At 59.1% G+C, this 17,920-nt stretch carries 13 protein-coding genes; 3 read left to right on the top strand and 10 right to left on the bottom strand.

The genetic code is table 11. The annotated features are described in order from the left end of the window. Nucleotides 1-133: 133 nt before the first annotated feature. Nucleotides 134-3,097, top strand: a complete 2,964-nt coding sequence (locus tag FHW77_RS21100) for a hybrid sensor histidine kinase/response regulator (RefSeq protein ID WP_044459476.1) — start codon at nt 134-136, stop codon at nt 3,095-3,097. Nucleotides 3,098-3,114: 17 nt separating this feature from the next. Here FHW77_RS21100 and FHW77_RS21095 read toward each other — a convergent pair whose 3' ends face one another. From FHW77_RS21095 to FHW77_RS21050, 10 genes are all read right to left on the bottom strand, one after another. After that, the gene (locus FHW77_RS21095; RefSeq protein ID WP_044459475.1) at nt 3,115-4,059 is read right to left on the bottom strand and encodes a 2-hydroxyacid dehydrogenase; all 945 of its coding nucleotides are present in this window, start codon (nt 4,057-4,059) and stop codon (nt 3,115-3,117) included. A 245-nt stretch (nt 4,060-4,304) separates the two neighbouring features. Next, complete coding sequence (locus FHW77_RS21090; protein WP_004437674.1) at nt 4,305-6,653, bottom strand: polysaccharide biosynthesis tyrosine autokinase; 2,349 nt, start codon at nt 6,651-6,653, stop codon at nt 4,305-4,307. A 108-nt stretch (nt 6,654-6,761) separates the two neighbouring features. Continuing rightward, on the bottom strand, nt 6,762-7,667 hold the full coding sequence (locus FHW77_RS21085; RefSeq protein WP_044459474.1) for a UTP--glucose-1-phosphate uridylyltransferase: 906 nt from the start codon (nt 7,665-7,667) through the stop codon (nt 6,762-6,764). 67 nt (nt 7,668-7,734) lie between these two features. Then, the gene (locus tag FHW77_RS21080; protein ID WP_044459473.1) at nt 7,735-8,730 is read right to left on the bottom strand and encodes a glycosyltransferase family 2 protein; all 996 of its coding nucleotides are present in this window, start codon (nt 8,728-8,730) and stop codon (nt 7,735-7,737) included. Next, nucleotides 8,730-9,674 carry a glycosyltransferase family 2 protein gene (locus FHW77_RS21075; RefSeq protein ID WP_006698114.1) on the bottom strand — a complete coding sequence of 315 codons (945 nt, stop codon included), beginning with the start codon at nt 9,672-9,674 and terminating at the stop codon, nt 8,730-8,732. Before FHW77_RS21075 ends, FHW77_RS21080 begins: the two co-directional genes overlap by 1 nt. After that, nucleotides 9,671-10,669: a glycosyltransferase family 2 protein gene (locus FHW77_RS21070; protein WP_044459472.1), complete on the bottom strand. Its 999-nt coding sequence runs from the start codon at nt 10,667-10,669 to the stop codon at nt 9,671-9,673. Before FHW77_RS21070 ends, FHW77_RS21075 begins: the two co-directional genes overlap by 4 nt. A 17-nt stretch (nt 10,670-10,686) precedes the next feature. Beyond that, complete coding sequence (locus FHW77_RS21065) at nt 10,687-11,868, bottom strand: glycosyltransferase family protein (protein ID WP_044459471.1); 1,182 nt, start codon at nt 11,866-11,868, stop codon at nt 10,687-10,689. A 65-nt stretch (nt 11,869-11,933) separates the two neighbouring features. Further along, on the bottom strand, nt 11,934-12,725 hold the full coding sequence (gene exoK, locus FHW77_RS21060) for an endo-1,3-1,4-beta-glycanase ExoK (protein ID WP_044459470.1): 792 nt from the start codon (nt 12,723-12,725) through the stop codon (nt 11,934-11,936). A gap of 4 nt (nt 12,726-12,729) precedes the next feature. Then, nucleotides 12,730-13,878, bottom strand: a complete 1,149-nt coding sequence (locus tag FHW77_RS21055) for an acyltransferase family protein (RefSeq protein WP_022563429.1) — start codon at nt 13,876-13,878, stop codon at nt 12,730-12,732. A gap of 371 nt (nt 13,879-14,249) precedes the next feature. Further along, complete coding sequence (locus tag FHW77_RS21050; protein ID WP_044459469.1) at nt 14,250-15,728, bottom strand: lipopolysaccharide biosynthesis protein; 1,479 nt, start codon at nt 15,726-15,728, stop codon at nt 14,250-14,252. Between the two features lie 117 nt (nt 15,729-15,845). Here FHW77_RS21050 and FHW77_RS21045 point away from each other — a divergent pair, with 117 nt between their 5' ends. Continuing rightward, nucleotides 15,846-16,811 carry a glycosyltransferase family A protein gene (locus FHW77_RS21045; protein WP_004437703.1) on the top strand — a complete coding sequence of 322 codons (966 nt, stop codon included), beginning with the start codon at nt 15,846-15,848 and terminating at the stop codon, nt 16,809-16,811. Nucleotides 16,812-16,862: 51 nt separating this feature from the next. Further along, nucleotides 16,863-17,828, top strand: coding sequence for a polysaccharide pyruvyl transferase family protein (locus FHW77_RS21040; protein ID WP_182590682.1), 966 nt, complete (start codon nt 16,863-16,865; stop codon nt 17,826-17,828). Nucleotides 17,829-17,920: the final 92 nt, after the last annotated feature.

Below are 17,920 nucleotides of genomic sequence, written 5' to 3'. Positions count from 1 at the left end.
ATTTCACAAGCGAGGGAACTTTTTCATTTTTTTGAAAAGTCTGGGAACAATCAGGCGAAGTTTCTGTTCTCTTGGACTTTTATCCCGTTCTGTATTACGGGAGATTTCTTCTCGATTTTTGTGGTGATTTTGAATGACCAATCTTCGTGCTGCCCCGGTATGGCCCATCGGCGGCGGTGAAACGGGTGAGCTTGTGCGCCGCTTCGACTGGTCGAAGACATCGCTTGGTTCGATTTGCGACTGGCCGCAAAATCTGAGGCAAAAAGCCAATTCCGTCGTCAATTCACCTATTCCGCAGGTGCTGATGTGGGGCCGCGATCATGTGATGATCTACAATGACGGTTATGCGGAGATCGCCGGTAATTACCATCCGCAGGCGCTGGGCGGCACGGTGCCCGGCATCTGGCCGGAAATCTGGGACTGGAACAGCCGCATTCTCGAAGCCGGTTTTCGCGGTGAAGTGTTGGCATATCGCGACCAGCCAATGACGCTGATGCGACATGGCATACCGGAAGAGGTGATCTTCGACCTGTTTTACACGCCGATCTATAATGAAGGTGGCACGGTTGATGGCGTATTGTGCACCGTGCTCGAAAATACCGACAAGGTGAAGGCCGTTGAGGCTATGGAGCAGAGCCGCAAGGAATTGAGCCGGCTCACCAATGCCCTGCCCATTCTGGTCGGATATGTCGATCGCGATTACATCTATAAATTTGCCAATGACGGTTATCTCGAATGGTTCGGCCGAAGCGGTGAAGACGTCATCGGCCGCAGCGTTCCCGAGATTGTCGGCGAAGCATTTTTCGACGCGCGCAAGGCCTATCTCGACCGGGCGCTTGCCGGTGAGAAGATCGTTTCGGATACCGTCATCAGCAGACCGGATGGCACCAAGCGCGCCGCTGAAATCAGGTATGTTCCGCGCTACATTGCCGACGGCTCCGTCGACGGCATCTATGTCCTGATCATCGATATCGAAGAGCGGAAGCGCTCGGAGCAGGAAATCCTCATCAGCAACAACCGTTTCCGCGCGGCGGTGGAGGCCGTGCACGGTGTGCTGTGGACCAACAGTGCCGAAGGCAGGATGCTGGGTGAGCAGCCGGCATGGGCGGCGTTGACGGGCCAGACGCCCGAAGAATATCAGGGCTTTGGCTGGGCGGACGCCGTTCATCCGGAAGACAGGCAGGGTTCAGTCGATAGCTGGAACAAGGCGGTCGCGGAAAAATCGACCTATATCTGGGAACATCGCGTACGCAGACATGACGGTGTCTATCGTACTTTCGCGATCCGCGGCGTGCCGATTTTCGACAAGTCAGGTGCTATTGCCGAATGGGTCGGCGTTCACACCGATATCACCGAGCAGCGGTGTGCCGAAGACACCCTCAAGGAACATGCGAGCAACCTTGAGCGTGAAATTCGCCATCGCATCCGGGCGGAAGAGCAGCTCCGGCAACTGAATGAAGGGCTGGAAGCCCGGGTCGAAGCTGAAATGGCGGAGCGCCGTCAGACCGAAAAGGCCCTTCAGCAGGCGCAGAAAATGGAATCCATCGGTCAGCTGACCGGTGGTGTGGCGCATGATTTCAACAATCTACTGCAGGTGATCGCCGGCAATCTGCAATTGCTGTCGAAAGATGTGATCGGCAATGAACGTGCGGAGCGCCGGCTGGAGAATGCGCTCGCGGGCGTCCAACGTGGCGCGAAGCTCGCGAGCCAGCTTCTGGCCTTCGGCCGCCGCCAGGCGCTTGAGCCGCGGGTCATCAATATTGCCCGTTTCGTAACCGGCATGGATGACCTGCTTCGCCGCTCGCTTGGTGAGGCGATCGAGGTGGAGGTCATCACGTCAGGTGGCCTCTGGAACACCTATGCCGACCCCAACCAGGTGGAAAACGCGCTTCTCAATCTCGCGATCAACGCGCGCGATGCCATGGAAGGGCACGGAAAGCTCACCATCGAGGTAGCCAATGCGGTTCTCGACCGCGATTACGCCCGCAAACATTCCGAGGTCACGGCCGGGCAATATGTGATGCTCGCGGTCACCGATACGGGTTCGGGCATGTCGCCGGAGATACTCGAAAAGGTCTTCGAACCGTTCTTCTCGACCAAGCCCGAGGGCAAGGGCACGGGCCTTGGCCTTTCCATGGTCTATGGTTTCGCCAAACAGTCCAGCGGGCATGTGAACATCTATAGCGAGGTGGGGCAGGGCACCACGGTGAAAATGTATCTGCCGCGTTCCGCAGCCGATGAGGACAGGGAGGTCGTGGTGCATAACGGCCCTGTCGAAGGTGGGACGGAGACGATCCTCGTGGTTGAGGACGATGAAGAAGTGCGCGGTACGGTCGTCGAAACTCTGAGCGATCTCGGTTACAGGGTGCTGACCGCACGCGACGCACAGGCGGGTTTGACGGTGGTGGAAAGCGGCATTCCGATCGATGTCATCTTCACCGACGTGGTGATGCCAGGCCCCTTGAAAAGCCGGGAAATGGCGCGTCGCGCACAGGAGCGGTTGCCCAATCTCGCCGTTCTTTTCACCTCGGGTTACACCGAAAATTCCATCGTGCATGGCGGCAAGCTGGATGCAGGTGTGGAACTGCTATCCAAACCCTATACGCGTGAAGCGCTTGCGCGGCGCATCCGCCACGTCATAGCCAACCGCAAGCAGGTTTCGCTGTCGAGGGCGCGGCCTGGTTCTTCGAAAATCCCCGAACCCGCCATGGCGGTCGACAACCGGGAGCGGTCAATCCGGGTTCTTCTGGTCGAGGATGACGAGCTGATCCGGATGAATTCCATGGAGATGCTTTCGGAGAGCGGCTTTGCCGTTGTTGAGGCTGGCAACGCGGCGCAGGCGCTGAAGGTTATCGAGTCGGAGCAGATCGACGTTCTCGTTACAGATATCGGCCTGCCGGACATGAAGGGCGGTGAACTGGCGGTGGAGGCCTTGCGCCGCAGGCCGGGTCTTGCCATCGTCTTTGCGACGGGCGACAGCCATCTGCCGGAGGGGGCGCCGGAAAGCGCAGTCCTGCTCACCAAGCCCTACGATGAACAGCAGATCATTGCCGCCGTAGAAAAGGCCCATACGGCCAGGCCGGTGGCGGCCGAATAGGCCGCCTTGATGCCGGCTCAGTAACCGCGGTCCATGTCGACGGTTTCCGGCAGCTTGCCGGTTTCCCGCCATGTGCGGACGTTGCCGGCCACGATCCGCGCCGAACTCTCCCGGCTTGTCGGCGCGGAAATATGCGGCAGGACGGTAACTTTGGGGTGCTGCCAAAATGGCGAAGCCGCAGGGAGTGGCTCCTGTTCGAAGACATCGAGTACGGCATGCGAGAGCTTGCCGGAATCGAGTGCCGCTATCAACGCATCGGCGACGATGACGGCGCCGCGGGCGAAATTGATGACTGCCGCGCCCTGTTTCATTGCGGCGAGACGGCGGGCATCGAGAAGACCGCGCGTCGCATCGGTAAGCGGCACAAGGCAGATGAGAATGTCGCTTTTTTCCAGCAATGCCTGCAGCCCTGCATCGCCGGTCAACGTTTCCACGCCTTCGATTGTTTTGGCCGAACGACTCCATCCTGCGACGTTGAAGCCGGCATGGATAAGACGCTCCGCCGCGGCCGCGCCGAGTGCTCCGAGCCCCAGGAGACCGATGGTCATCTCGCCGGGGTGGCGGTAATCCAGTTCCTGCCAGAGCGCCTTTCGCTGATTTTCGCGATAGGCGGGCATGTCACGCTGCAGATAATAGGTCCATGCCAGCACCGCTTCGGCCATGACGCGGGAAAGTTCCGGGTCCTTCAGCCGAACGATGGGGGGAGCCTTGCTGCCCAGTTCCAGCACCAGCCGCTCCACGCCCGCCCACAGGCTGTGGATCCATGAGAGGCCCGGAAGAGCGGCGATATCGGCCGGATCGGGATTGGCGACAATGGCAAATTCCACTGCCCGCCGCTGCTCATCCGTCAATTCGGAAAAGGAGAGGATCTCCTCCTCCGGCATGGCGGCGCGCAGCGCCTGTTTCCAAACGGCCTCCGTCTCTGCATTCATCCGTGAAACAAAGGCGATTGGTGAAGACATGGCATTGGTCCTGCTTGCGATTTTTGCGTGACGCCATCAATGCGCAATTTCGGCGGGTAATGCCATGGGTGGAATGGGGGAATTTGTAATTCTTCCGCCATGCCGGACTAGATCCGGTATCCAGCCGCCGCGCGTCTGCGCGGCGCCAAGACTTCTTTCAGCTCAAGGACTTGGGCTGGCTGGACTCCGGCTCGGGGGCCGGAGTGACGGAGTGTGGATGCAACCGGCCTGTTAAATCTCTGCCACTACGCATCTTCTTTCACCGGCGGCTTTGCATCGCCGTAATAGGCCGAGAACGACTCGTGGTAATGCTCCGAACCGCCAGGTCCGGCATAACGCTGCAGTTCCGTCATGTCGGTCTTGTTGAGCACGATGCCGAGCGTCTTGTTGGCGATCTGCGGTTCGTTGGCCATCAGGTTCTGCACCATCTGGATCGGTGTCTTGCCCCATTCGGTGACGAAGACGAAGCCGTCCACCTGCGGCGCAAAGGCCTTGGCGTCGATGACGGGCACAACGGGTGCAAGGTCAACGATGATGTAGTCGCAGGCCTCGCGAGCCGAGTCGATAAACTTGCGCATGCCGGAAGAGGAGAGCAATTCGCTTGAATGGGCGAACTGGTTGCTGGTCGAAACCGGCAGAATGCCCATCTTGGTGCGCGTGTCCACTTTCACCGCCTGCGTCCATGGCACCTCGTCAAGCACGACCTCCACCAGACCGGCGGATTGGCGCGTGGTCAGCATGCGGCTGAGACCCGGATTGCGGATGTCGGCATCCACCACAAGCGTGCGCTTGCCGGTGGAGGCGATCAGGCCGGCGAGGTTGAGGGCAACGACCGACTTGCCCTCATTCGGCAGGCAGGAAATGACGCCGATGACCCGGCACTGGCGCTCCTGAATGACGACATCCGCCGTCAGTTTCACGTTGCGCAGCGTTTCCGCAAAACTGGAGCGCGGACTGTCAACGGCGAGGCGCAGCATTTTCTGGAACGAGACCTGTCCGCTGTCCTCAAGCGTGGCGTTTTCGCCGCCGGGGGTTGCGGCGCTGTTTCCGGTCTTGGCGTTTTCCACACCCCTTTCGCCGATGAAGGGAAGGTAGCCGAGAAAGCGCATGCGCAGGTTATCACGCACATCGTTGCCGGTGTGGAAGAAGCGGTCGCGGAATTCGAGAAGTGCCGCAATGCCCCCACCCAGCATCAGGCCCAATACGACCGAAAGCGCCATTGTCATGGTCTTTTTCGGGCTGGAAGGCGATGTGGGAAGACCGGCCTCGGAGATGATGCGGGCTTTGGCGATCGGCAGCGACTGCTTCTGCGAAGCCTCTTCGAAGCGTCCGAGATAGGACTGGTAGAGGGTGCGCAGGGCCGTCGCCCGCTGCTCGAGCTCGCGCAGCTGCACCATGGTGATGTTGGCTTCCGAATTACGGCCAGCCACCTTGTCGATACTGTCGCGCAACGACTGTACGCGCGAATTTGCGACGTCGTATTCGTTCTTGAAGCTGCCGGTCAGCTGCTGCAGTTCCTGGAAGATCTGCTGCGCCACTTCTTTCTTCTCGGCGTCCAGCGCGGCTGCCTGCGGATGGTCTGCTCCGAACTGCTGCACAATGCCCCGCTGCCGGTCGGAAATGGTGATGTAGCGCTTGCGCAGATCCTGAATAACGGAATTGTCGGTATCACGGGCCGAGACGACGGCGTTGTCGACGGCCGTTTCCGGGCCGCGGTCGATGATGGATTTATACTGATTGTAACGGGCGGAGGCCGTCGCGGCATCCGCCTGTGCCGCAATCAGCTGGCCATTGAGATCGGCAAGCTGGCCTTCCGACATCAGTTCGCCGCGCGAGGACACGATATTGTTGTCGGACCTGAATTTCTGCACCGCAAGCTCTGCCGCCTGGGCGCGCTGGTTAAGGTCGGTCAGGCGTTCCTGCAACCAGACAGAGGCCCGCTCGCTGGCGTCGAAATTGGCGTTCAGCTGCTCGGTGAGATAGGCCTGCGCGTAGGTCTTTGCGATGTGTGCGGCCAGCTGGCGGTCAGTCGAACGTGTGGAGATTGCGATGACGGAACTGCGACCGACCCGCTCCACAGTCAGCGACTGCTGCAGCACGGCAGCGGCCTTTTCGCGGCGTCCGGCGCGGATTGCGGCTTCGGAGACCGGCGGATCGCCCGGCAGGACGAGATCGAGGATACCGCGCACGGAGGATTTGACGAGCTCGACCGGCGACATCGGCGGATTGACGATGGTGTCGTTCTCGTCAAGCTTGGCCTTGTCCACCACGGTCAGGGCCATTTCCTTGGATTTGAGGATTTCCACGGCGCTGGCAATGCGGTTGTCGACGATCTGGGCAGCGGGCACAGGCGATTCCTCTTCCGCATAACGGGAGAGGCTTTCATCGAGCAGCACCTGCGTCATCGCCGTATAAACGGGGGTCGCAAGCACCAGGTAAAGTCCGGCCAAAACTACGGCGGCAATGACGGAGGCGGCAATGACGTTGGCACGGCGCACCACGGCGGCCCACAGGCGGTCGAGGTCGATGAACGTGTCGGAATCCTTGCCGGATTCCGGAAAACCGATATTGGATTTAAAGGTCTTGTGGTGCATGGACCTACCTTGTGAATTAAAAATGGTACGCGGGAAGCCGAGCAACTCTCGCCTTCCCGCCTCCCGTTATTGGTGCGCCGGCCGCCTCCCCCGGCGGCGCGATGAAAGTCAGGCCGCCTGCACGCGGCTTTCGTGGTTTGCCACCAGTTCTTTCACCGAAGCGAGAACCTGCGCTTCCATGTCGGCGCGCAGCAGCGAGAAGGCGACGTTGGCGGCGATGAAGCCCTGCTTGCTGCCACAGTCAAAGGTGCGGCCGCTATATTTCTGCGCATGGAAGGCCTGCTTTTCGGCGAGCCGCTTCATGCCGTCGGTCAGCTGGATTTCGTTGCCCGCGCCGCGCTCCTGCCTGGCGAGAATATCGAAGATTTCCGGCTGCAGAATATAACGGCCATTCAGGTAATAATTCGAAGGCGCCCTGGATGGTTCCGGCTTTTCGACCATTTCGGTCACGGCGAAGCCGTGATTGACCTTCTGGCCGACGCCGACGACGCCATAGGACGAAACTTCTTCCGGCAGGCATTCCTCGACACCGAGAATATTGCCGCCGACTTCATCGTAAAGTTCCATCAGTCCGGCAATGCAGCCGCGCGCGCCATAGGAGACCATGTCAGGCAGCAGCAGCGCAAAAGGCTCCTTGCCGACCAGCTCACGCGCACACCAGACGGCATGGCCGAGGCCGAGCGGCACCTGCTGGCGGGTATAGCTGACGGTGCCGGCAACCGGCAGCATCTTTTCCAGCTGCAGCACCTGCACGGTCTTGCCGGAGCGGGTAAGCGTGTTGATGAGTTCAGGCGCGCTGTCGAAATAGTCTTCGATGGCGGTCTTGTTGCGGCTCGTGACGAAAATAATGTGCTCAATGCCGGCCTGCATGGCTTCATCCACGGCATATTGAACGACCGGCCGGTCAACGATCGTCAGCATTTCCTTTGGCATCGCCTTGGTGGCGGGCAAAAACCGCGTGCCGTTGCCGGCTACCGGAATGACGGCTTTTCTGACAGTTCTCTTCAGGTCCATCGCGTTCTCCTTCATCAAGGTTTGATCTGTCCCCAGTCCCCGCGCAGACATGGTCCGCGCGCAAATTTTATGAAATCTGCCTTTTCACCCCTGTATTCGCCGCGGGCGCAAACACGGCGTCCCGCAGCCTCCTCAGCCGCACTGCAATCGGCATTCTCAGGTGCCCCAGCACGGCAGGATCTCGGATTGTGGTCTTCAAGGCGCCGATTACCGAGCGGCGCTTGATGTTTTCCACCAAAGTCAAAAAATTATGCGCCAGCCGCAGGCTGCGGGCTCTCGCCTGCTGCGCGTCCATGGCGGCCGGCAGCAAGGTGTAGTGGCTCAGGAATTCTTCGTCCGCCCGCATCATCGCTTCGACGTGATGAAGTTCGAGGACGCGGGAAATCGAACCTTCGCGGATATTGTAGATGTAACCCGGCTTCGGTTCGATGACGCAGAGGCCGCCAGCGGCAAGCGCCGAGGCGAGAAGAATATAGTCTTCGCCGATGCGGATATCCTCACGGAAGCGCAGTGCTTCGCTATTAAGGAAATCGCGCCGGAACATCGGTTTCATGTAGCCGAAGTTAAAGGTGGAGCGGAACAGGATGTTGGAGGAAATGAAGTCCTCCAGCGTGAGAACAGGCCGTTCCTCCAGAAACTCTTCGGGAAACATCGTCTCCATCGGCCGGCCATCGGTGTAGACGACATCGAGATTATCGACAGCGATGTCAGCGTTGGCGGCTTCCGCCCGGCACATCATGCAGGCGGAGCGCTCCGGGTGGATGACATCGTCGGAGTCGAGCACGGCGATCCAGCGCCCCGTCGCGGCCTCGATGCCGGCGTTGCGGGCGCCGCCCGGACCGCGGTTTTCTTCGAGCGCAAGCAGCCGCACGCGCGGATCGATTGCGGCGATCGCTTCAACGTAGGGAATGGTATCGTCGGCGGAGCGGTCGTCAACGACGATCACTTCCAGCGTCACCCCCTGCTGATCGAGCGCACTTTGGATGGCGGCCTCAATCGTATCGGCGGCATTATAGGCGGCGATGACGAAGCTGATGTCTGGCGAAGAGGTGAGGTTTTCCATCAGGTCGCCTCCACGGCACCATATTGGCGGATTTCGCGCACACCGAAGGCGCCGCTCATCGAACCCATATGCAGTGCGCCTCGCAACGCATAACGGTTGCGGCGTACGGCATTGAAACCGCTCAAGGCGGCAAAAAGAGCGCAATAAAGCACTTTCGAACCAGCTTTCACCACCTGGACGACGCGGCGTGCACCGGGTTTCTTTTCAGCCAGCACCCGTCCATGGGTCTGGCCGGAACGGAACCGGCGCTTGGCAAGCCATAGAAAGCTTGCCCGATTTTCCGGAACCGGCTCCGACAAGACAGCGTCTTCCGCAAAGACGATACGGCCGCCAGCGGCGTGGAGATGCGAGAAGAAATGTGTGTCTTCGCCGCCGCTCTGGCCAAGCGCCAGCGCGAAGCGCCGGCCCTTTACCGATGGCGCTTCCATCCTGAGCAGCGTGTTGCATGTATAACCGGTGATGATCTCGCCATTGACCCAGACGGGAACGGTCGAGTGGAAATCTCCGCGTTTCATCCAGCCCGGCGCGTTGTCCCGGTAAACCGCAGTGACGGGGCCGAGAACGGTTTCTGCACCGGTCTCGTCTGCCTTTTCCAGAAGCGCGGCCAGCCAGTGTGGCGGCGCCGTTTCGTCGTCATCGATAAAGGCGAGATAATCTGCCTTGCATTCCGACAGGCAGGCATTGCGGGCAATCGAAATATTAGATTTCGGGCAATGCACATAGGTGATCTCGAAGGGGGCGGTTTCGCGCAGGCGATCGACGCTTGCCTTTGCGCTGGGCTCCTCGTCATTATCGGCGACAATCAGCCTAACTTTCACGCCTTCAGGCACATCCAGCTCGAAGAGTGACAGAAGTGTGGCAACAAGCGCCGGGCGTCTGTAGGTGCAGATGCCGATATCGACGGTCTTGAGATATTGTGTGCCGGTGACGGTGTTGTCGGTCATGAGACAGCCTTTCTTCCCCGGAATTTCAGGAGTTCCAGCCAGAAGCCGGTGGACCAGGCCAGATGCATCACCATTGCCGAAAAAGCGGCGAGCGGGCCGTATGGATTTTTCTGACCTATTGCCATCCACAAGCCATAACCCACACATGCGGCAATCCAGAGGCCGAGCGGAATAAGGGCTGCCCAATGCACCAGCGACAGCAGCGCGAAGATGAAGACCGGCAGCACGGCGAGCGGAATCATCTGGCGGATTTTCGGGATTGAGCGATGTTTCAACAGGTTCTTCGCCCGGCCGCGGCCATAGGCGAGATATTGCTTGAAGAGCGGCATGACGCTGGCGCGCGGATAATAGGTCATGCGGGTCTTGTCGGTCATCCAGATGCGGAACCCGGATTTGCGCAGCCGGAAATCCAGCTCCGCATCCTCATTGTGGCTGAAGCTCTCATCATAACCGCCGACCGCATCGAAAGCGGCAATCCGCATCAGCGCGTGGTGGCCGTGATCGATCCAGTGGCCTTTTGCGCCTTCGCGGTGCTTGGAACCGCCATTGCCGAGCTTGGAATTCTGGGCAATGGCAGTCGCCTTCTGGAACAGGCCGTGGCCGACCGTATCCATGGCGACGACGACGGAGTCCGCACCCGTCCGTTCGGCGTCCTCGATCAGCCGCTGGCAATAATCATCGGGATAATCGCCGTGGGCGTCGATCCGGATGAGATAATCGAAATCCTCGCCGAAGGTGGCGACGGCAAGGTTGATGCCGGCGCTCTGGATACGCTTCGGATTGGCGAGAAGCGTCACGCGGTCATCCGCCGCCGCAAAGGCGGAAACGATATCGCGGGTTCCATCCGTGCTGCCGCCATCGGCAACCACGATGCGGAACAGGCGCCCCTGCATCGCGCCGGTGAATTTGACGAGCAGCCCCTCGATCGTCTTCGCCTCATTGAGGCAGGGTATGACGATCAGCGTTCTGATGCCGGGATGACCTGGACCTTCCATAATTTGCCCCCTACGCACTACACGGGTGAAAACTGCGCTTCACGGGCGTGGCCGGAAGCAGATTTGGCGAGTGAGGACAATTGCTGCACCAGCAGACGGCAATCGTCGCGGTCGGTCAGCCATTGTTTCCTGTCTGTTGCCGACAGGGTGTGGAAGGCATCCGCATAGGTTTGCGGGGTCATCCGGTTGAAGAGGGCGGCAAGATCGTCAACGCCCGCCTGTTGCAGGACGAAGCCGATATTGCGTTTTTCAATGAAGCGAGCCGTTTCCGTGCCAGCAACTGCAATCGGCAGAGTGCCGTAAAGGCAGCCCTCGTAAAGCCGGTTGGGCAGCAGCCAGCTGGAATTCTGGCCTTCTTCGAAAAAGTCGATGGCCCAGGTAAGTTGCACCTCGTTATAGATCGCGGCCAGGTCCTCGGGGTTTTTGTAAGGTCCGTTGAAATGCACATGTGGAGCAGCCGCCACGAAGCCATCGAAATCAGCAAACTCCGAATAGGCCGGCCGGCCACGCAGGATGATTTCGACCCTGCCTTCCATGCGGCGAGCGAACTCAGCGAGAATTTCAAGCGATTTGCGGCAGCGAAGCGCGCCGAACCAGCCGATTTTCCATGGCTCGCCGGGCGCGGGCGCCCGTGGTCTTGGCGTGGCGGCAATGGTGTCGTCGAGCGCCAGCACCTTGTTTTCCTGCAACAGGACAGGAAGGTCGAGGCCCGACACGGGCTTGAAATAATGCTCCACGAATGCCGGGGAACTTGTCACCAGAAGCTTTGCGTCGCGTGCGAAATAACGCTGCGCGGCATTCAGCATCTGTCCGGGCTTGCCTTTGTTGAGCAGCAGGCGATGAATATCGAGACATTCGTAAACCAGCGCCGGGCGGCCGGAATAGATCGACATGGCGCGCTTTGCCAGAGCCAGCATTTCGAGGTTCCTGGCGAGAACGACGTCGGGTGCCGGAATTCCGTTCAAGACTTTGCCGAGCGAAAGGCTGGCTTTCGCCACTGCCGCCATGCGCTGCAGAAATTGCCCGTCGGCGGTTTCCCCGAGCACGACGGGTACGACGCCTTCGATCTCCGCCAGCCGGTTCTGTCCGCGCCGGAAACCGGCCAGCGTGACCCGCGCCCCGCCTGCAAGCAGCGTCAGCACCCGCCGACGAATGGCGGGGTCTGACAGATCATGCGCGAGGTAGAGAATATGGATCATGCAGGGTTCCGGTCGGTTCGCGGGTCAAAGACGCCGCAGCACAGGATTTGGTTCAAAAAAATCGGTCAATTCAGAGCGCAGGCGATGCTTTCCGGGAACTGGCATTTATCGCCGAGCGCGGTGAAGGCGAAGCGGTCAACGACCATCTGCGATGGCCCGGCATAGGCAAACTTGCCCATCCAGTCCTTCAGCGTATCGGTGCCCCACAGGCTGAAGAAAATCTTCTGGGCGTTCTGCGGAATTTTCGTCGCGTCCGTCACCTCATGAACGAGCTTGCCGTTGACGTAATAACGCAGGCGCTGCGGTTCCCAGACGAAGGCATAGTCGTTGAAGCCGGAATCGGCCCCGCCTTCCACCGGCACCAGCTTCTCATTGCCGCCCTTGGCGGACACATATTGATTGAGCTGCACCTGACCGGTATTTTTGCCAAGAACCTCAAAGTCGATTTCGTCGTGCGGTTTTTTGTCGGTCGGGCCGATATAGGTGAAGAATGCGGAGTTCAGGCCGGGGCCGGTGGCGGCCTTCATGCGCGCTTCATAGGTGCCGTAACGATAACGGCCCTTGGTCTGGATTTCACCGCAGGCGAAGTTGCGGTCGCCGGCCTTGGCTTCCTCGAAGCCCAGCGTCAGCTGGCCGTTCTCCACCGTTGCCAGCTTTTTCGACCAGGTGCAGTTCTGGTGCGCGCCATTGTTCCAGCCGTCAGAAACGTACCAGAAGCTTCTGTCCATCTGGTCGAAATTCTCCATGAAGGACGTGCCATTGCCCTCTTGGGCGTTAACGGGGGCCGTGAATGCCGTTGCAGTGAGGGCGGCGGCAAGAAGAATGCGTGTCTGAACGCGGGTGACAAATGTTGTCATTGGTTCACCTCTGTCGTTGCGAATAAAGTGTTTCGGATGTGGGTGGGCCTATCGTGGAAGCCCGTTTGGCCGCGAATTCGGCCTTTGCCTTGCCTTTGCCGCTGCGGCTTCCGGTCAATACGGCATAGACGGCCGGCAGGTATTTGCGGGTCTGGGCATTGCTGATCACCAAAATGACGAAGGCGCAAAGCGTCGCGCTGATGTAGAAAGCGGGATAGAAATCCGGCCCGCCCTTGTTCCAGACCATCCACATGATGACCAGCAGCGGATAATGGGCGCAGAATATCCAGAAGCTGAGACTGCCGGTCTCGGCAAGCCTCTGACCAAGCCGGCTGCGGATCAAGATCGATGAAGACACCCAGAAGCCGAGCGCGCCGAAGACCGCGAGCAGATTGCGCGACATATTCAGCCAGAATGTGAATTCAGGGCCAGTAAAATAGAGACCTGTGGCGAGAATGGCCGACGCGGCAAATGTCAACAGCATGATCGGCAGGGCATAAGGATCAAGTGCCTTGACGTCGACCCGGTGCAGCGCAAGCGCGATGCCGAGCGAAAAGCTGAAGAGGATGGATTTTTTCTGGACAATGAAGATCTTCAGGTCCGGCATGGCCGTGACGATCAGCAGGATTACGAGCGTCGGCAGCGCAAAGCGGCGCATCAGAAATGCGAGCACCGGCGACAGCAGAATGCAGACAAAAAGGTCGCGCAGGAAATAAAGCGGCACATTCACCGGCAGCTCTTCCAGCGCCGTACCATGGCTGAGTATTTCGCGCGGGCTGGCGTTCCATAGGTCGGGAAAATATCCGACGCCAACCTCGAACAGCTGGATCAGCAGCACGGCGGCAAACAGTGCGCCATTCCACAAGAGGAATGGCAGCAGCACGGTTTTCGTCTTGGAGCGGATCGTCGCCGGATAATCGAAAGCGCTCATGCCGCGGCGAAACAGCAGATAACCGGAAATGGCGCTGAGACAGGGCACGCCGATGCGAAACAGCGCGTCGCCCAGGAAAACCCGCAGCCAGTCGAAAAAGCCGTAAAGGCCAAGAAAGGGGCTGGTTTCGGCATTGTGCGGCACATGCACGAACACGATTCCTGAAATCAGCAATATGCGCATCAAGTTGATACGGGAGGATAGGTTCTGATCGACAGTCACATCAGTCACCCCTATTGGGCGGCGTCTCCCCACGCCGCGTTGCAACCAGAGCGAACTTAAGCCCGCACTGGGAAGTCTGGTTTCGACTTTGGGATAAAATGTGGCGACGCGGGAAAAACACAAGATTAGATTTTGCGGGTGAATGTCTGGCGTCAGCGCAGTTTCTATCGCGTGAAAAAATTAAACGATTGAAATAAATGAATTTTATCTAAACTCACGCTTCATTAAAAATCTCTGAAGCGTGCGAATTTGTCATTTGCCGTGATGTTGCGCTGCAAAAAGAGCGCCGAACCCACCTTGCCACGGCGAGAAAAATCACCGTGGCAAGGCCCCTTAACGGCAGAAATGAGGCGCATTTTTCTGTGATATTTCTAACCTTGGGTTGCGGTATTCGGCATACGCCGTGATTTGACCATGCCCAGGATTTTTCCCAGCAGGGCACGTTCAGTCAGCAGGATCAGTATTGCATAGATGGCGCCGCCCACGGCAGCACCGATAAGAACCTGAAGGGTGGCATTGGGAACGCGATCGGCGAGAAGGTGAAGCAGATAGCGCACCGCAACGGCCATCACGAAAGCGGCGATCATCGGCCGACTGCTGACATAAAGGCCCCGGAAGAAAGGCGTGTCGCTGGCCTTGAACACGGCCCAGGAGTAAGCGACCAGTGTGACCGCGTTGACGATGCAAAGCCAGACCATGGCGTCGATCAGCGTGCCATAAAGTGCGGCGAGCCACACTGCCACCGTGGTGACGATGGCGCGGATCGTCGCCGACCAGAACAGTACGCGGCCGTAACCAGCACCCTTCAGATAAGGGATGAAGGTGCTGCACGGTGTGAGAATGGCCTTGGACAGGGCGAGGAGCCCGAGGACAGGCCAGGCATAGGCCCAGTTTTGCCCGAAGATGACAAGCATGGCCGGCTCGGCCACGGCCCAGAGACCGAACATCATGGGCGCGAGCAGTACGGTCAGCACCTGCGTGCTGAACATCAACGCATCACGACGGCGCTGCGGATCGTCCATCATGCGGCTGAAGGCGGGAAACAGAACCCCCATGACGGCGGATAAAACCACCTGGTTGGGAATGCTGGCGAAACGGTTGGAGGCGGAATAGGCGCCGGCATCCGCCAGACCCAGGTGACGGGCAATGACCACCATCGGCGATTGGAAGGTGACAAAATTGGCGATTTCCGAGCCCATCAGCCCCGAACTGAAGCCGAGAAGCGGCACCAGCCGGCGTGGCTTCATGACAAAACGCGGGCAATAGCGGGAAACGGCATAAAGCCCGACGAGACGGATGAGAGCTGCGGCAAAAAGCTGGATGATAAGTGCCCAGACGCCGAACCCCATGAAGGCGAGCGCGACCGCGACAATCGCTGCGGTGCTCTCCGAGGCCATGCTCCAGAGCGCATCCTTGCTGAAGTTCATCCGTCGCGCCAGCAGCGAATAGGCGACATCGCCGGCAAGCTGCAATGGAATGAGGAAGGCCATGATGCGCAGCAGGTATGCGCTTTCCACCGCCCCCAGCAGTCCGCCGAAAAATTCCGCCCAGATGTAGAGGACGGCTGCCATGGTGCAGGAGATCGCCAGATTAGCCCAGAAGACGGTATGGATCGTTTCCATATCCTCTTCCTTCTCAACGATGAGAGCGGAGGTGAGCCCCGCGCCGGCAATCATGGTCAGGAACTGTACAACCGTTAGTCCTACCGCTACCACCCCGAATTCCTCCGGGGAAAGCAGCCTTGCAAGAATAGGGACCGTGACAAATTTAAGCCCGAATGTCCCTGTTTTTGATAAAACGCTCCAGCCGACATTCGTGGTGATGGTCTTTACATTTGGCGCTGGGGGCATACAAGCATCCTGTTTCTGGAGGCCGGCGGGAGGAAGCCGGTTGGGAGTTGCCGATACCATCGGGGCCGCTTTTAGGATCGGGCCCGACACTTCTTGATCAACGCAAGGGGCGAAACAATGGCAAGATTTACTGTCGTCATTCCCTACTATCAAAAGCAGCACGGTGTCCTGGGACGTGCACTCGCATCGGTTTTTGCGCAGACCTACCAAGACTTCGATCTTGTCATCGTCGATGACGAATCGCCATACCCGATCGATCAGGAACTTGCGGAACTTTCGCAGGAACAGAAAGACCGGATTCTTGTCATTAAGCAGGCCAATGCCGGCCCGGGCGGCGCCCGCAACACCGGTCTGGACAATGTGCCTGACGGCACCGACTACGTTGCCTTTCTTGATTCCGACGATATCTGGACGCCCGATCATCTGCGGAATGCGGCCTTTGCGCTCACGACCTATGGCGGCGAGTGCTACTGGGCGTCCATGCAGGCAAGTGACGAATTTTATTATCATTTCGCCATTTCCGAGCTGGAGAAGAATGAGGGTGCGGCACGGCTTTCGGAGAAGCCGCTGGTGATCGAACTGCCGGATCTCGCAAGCGTCATGCTGCGGAACTGGAGCTTCCTGCATCTCTCCTGCATGGTGATCGGTCGTCCTCTTTTCGAGAAGATCCGCTTCGATCCGGCGCTCAGACTGGCGGCGGAAGACGTGCTGTTTTTCTGCGATTCCATCCTTGCATCGAAGCGGACACTGCTCTGTGACGACGCCGGCGCGATGCGCGGCATGGGCGTCAATATCTTCCACAGCATCGACAATACCTCGCCGGAATTCCTGCGCCAGCAGTTCAATACCTGGGTGGCGCTCGATACGCTGGAGGGACGTTTTTCTCGCCGGCCGGCCGATGTGGCGTCCATTGCTTCCTATAAAAACACCGCGCGCAAACAGGCTCTCTGGAGCCAGGCTGGCAACCTGAAACGGCGCAAGGCTCCCGAATTCGGTTTGCTCCTGAAATGGGCAATGCGCGATCCGGCACTGCTGCGCGCCGCTTTCGAACTCGGCGCCGGAAAAATCGTCCGCTCCAGATGAGCGAATTTTCGCCCGCAACAATTTATATGTTTTTCACCCAGGAGTGACCTCATGAAACCTTACCACTGGGAATCTCATCACGGAAATTTCGGTGACGATCTCAACCTGTGGCTGTGGGACTTTCTGCTTCCGGGCCTGCGCGATGTGCATGACGATGTCATGCTCGTGGGCGTCGGAACGGTGCTCAACGTCGTTCTTTTGCCCGCCAAGCAGCGCAAGCTGGTGATTGGCAGCGGCTATGGTTATGGCGCGGTGCCGGATACCAGCACCGAGTTCTGGGATATCCGCTGTGTGCGCGGCGAAAAAACTGCCGCCAAGTTGGGGCTCGCTCCCGAAAAAGGCATTGTCGATCCCGCCGTGATGGTCACCGAGATGCCTGATTTCAAAGGGCTGCCGAAGCTCCACAAGAAGACTTTCGTCCCCCATTGGGAATCGGCGGAATTCGGCATGTGGGAAACCGTCTGTGAACCGGCAGGACTTACCTATCTCGACCCGCGCGGCGAGGCAAAAGCGGTCATCCGCGCCATTGCCCAATCGGAATTCATCGTGGCTGAATCCATGCATGGTGCAATCCTTGCCGATGCCTTCCGCGTGCCGTGGGTCGCCGTCAGCACTTCACCATCGATCAACAGCTTCAAATGGAGCGATTGGGCGGGCAGCGTCGGAGTCGAATATCAGCCGCGCTATGTACCGGTTTCAACCCGCGCCGAAGCGGCGAAAAAGGGCTCACGCTTCTGGGGTATGAGCTTCCCCCCACCGCCCGCCCCCGTTGTCACCGCCGATTCCGTCTCTGCGCTTGAGGGCCGGGCGCATGAGGGCGATGTAATGGTGCGTCCGCAGGAAACGCAATCCCGCTCGTTGCGGAAGCTCGCCAAGCAGGTGCTGGCCGCACCTTCCACACTGGCGCTCTGGCAGGCAAGCCGAGCGGAACCGCGTCTTAGCCCGGATGGCAGACTGGAAGAACGCAAGGAGCGTTTCGCCGCCGTTCTGGAAACGGTGAAGCGGGATTATCTCTAGAGGTGAGGAGCGGATGCCGCAGAGAATTTTCTGCGGCTTTTGCTTGAGGACACCGTTGCCGCATCGCCATGCTTGGGTCTGTCCCGAGCATC

The organism is Agrobacterium sp. RC10-4-1, from assembly GCF_014138475.1.
In the GTDB taxonomy this organism is placed as follows: domain Bacteria; phylum Pseudomonadota; class Alphaproteobacteria; order Rhizobiales; family Rhizobiaceae; genus Agrobacterium; species Agrobacterium pusense.
The sequence above is the reverse complement of the archived record's forward strand: the minus strand, read 5'-3'. Positions and strand labels throughout refer to the sequence as shown.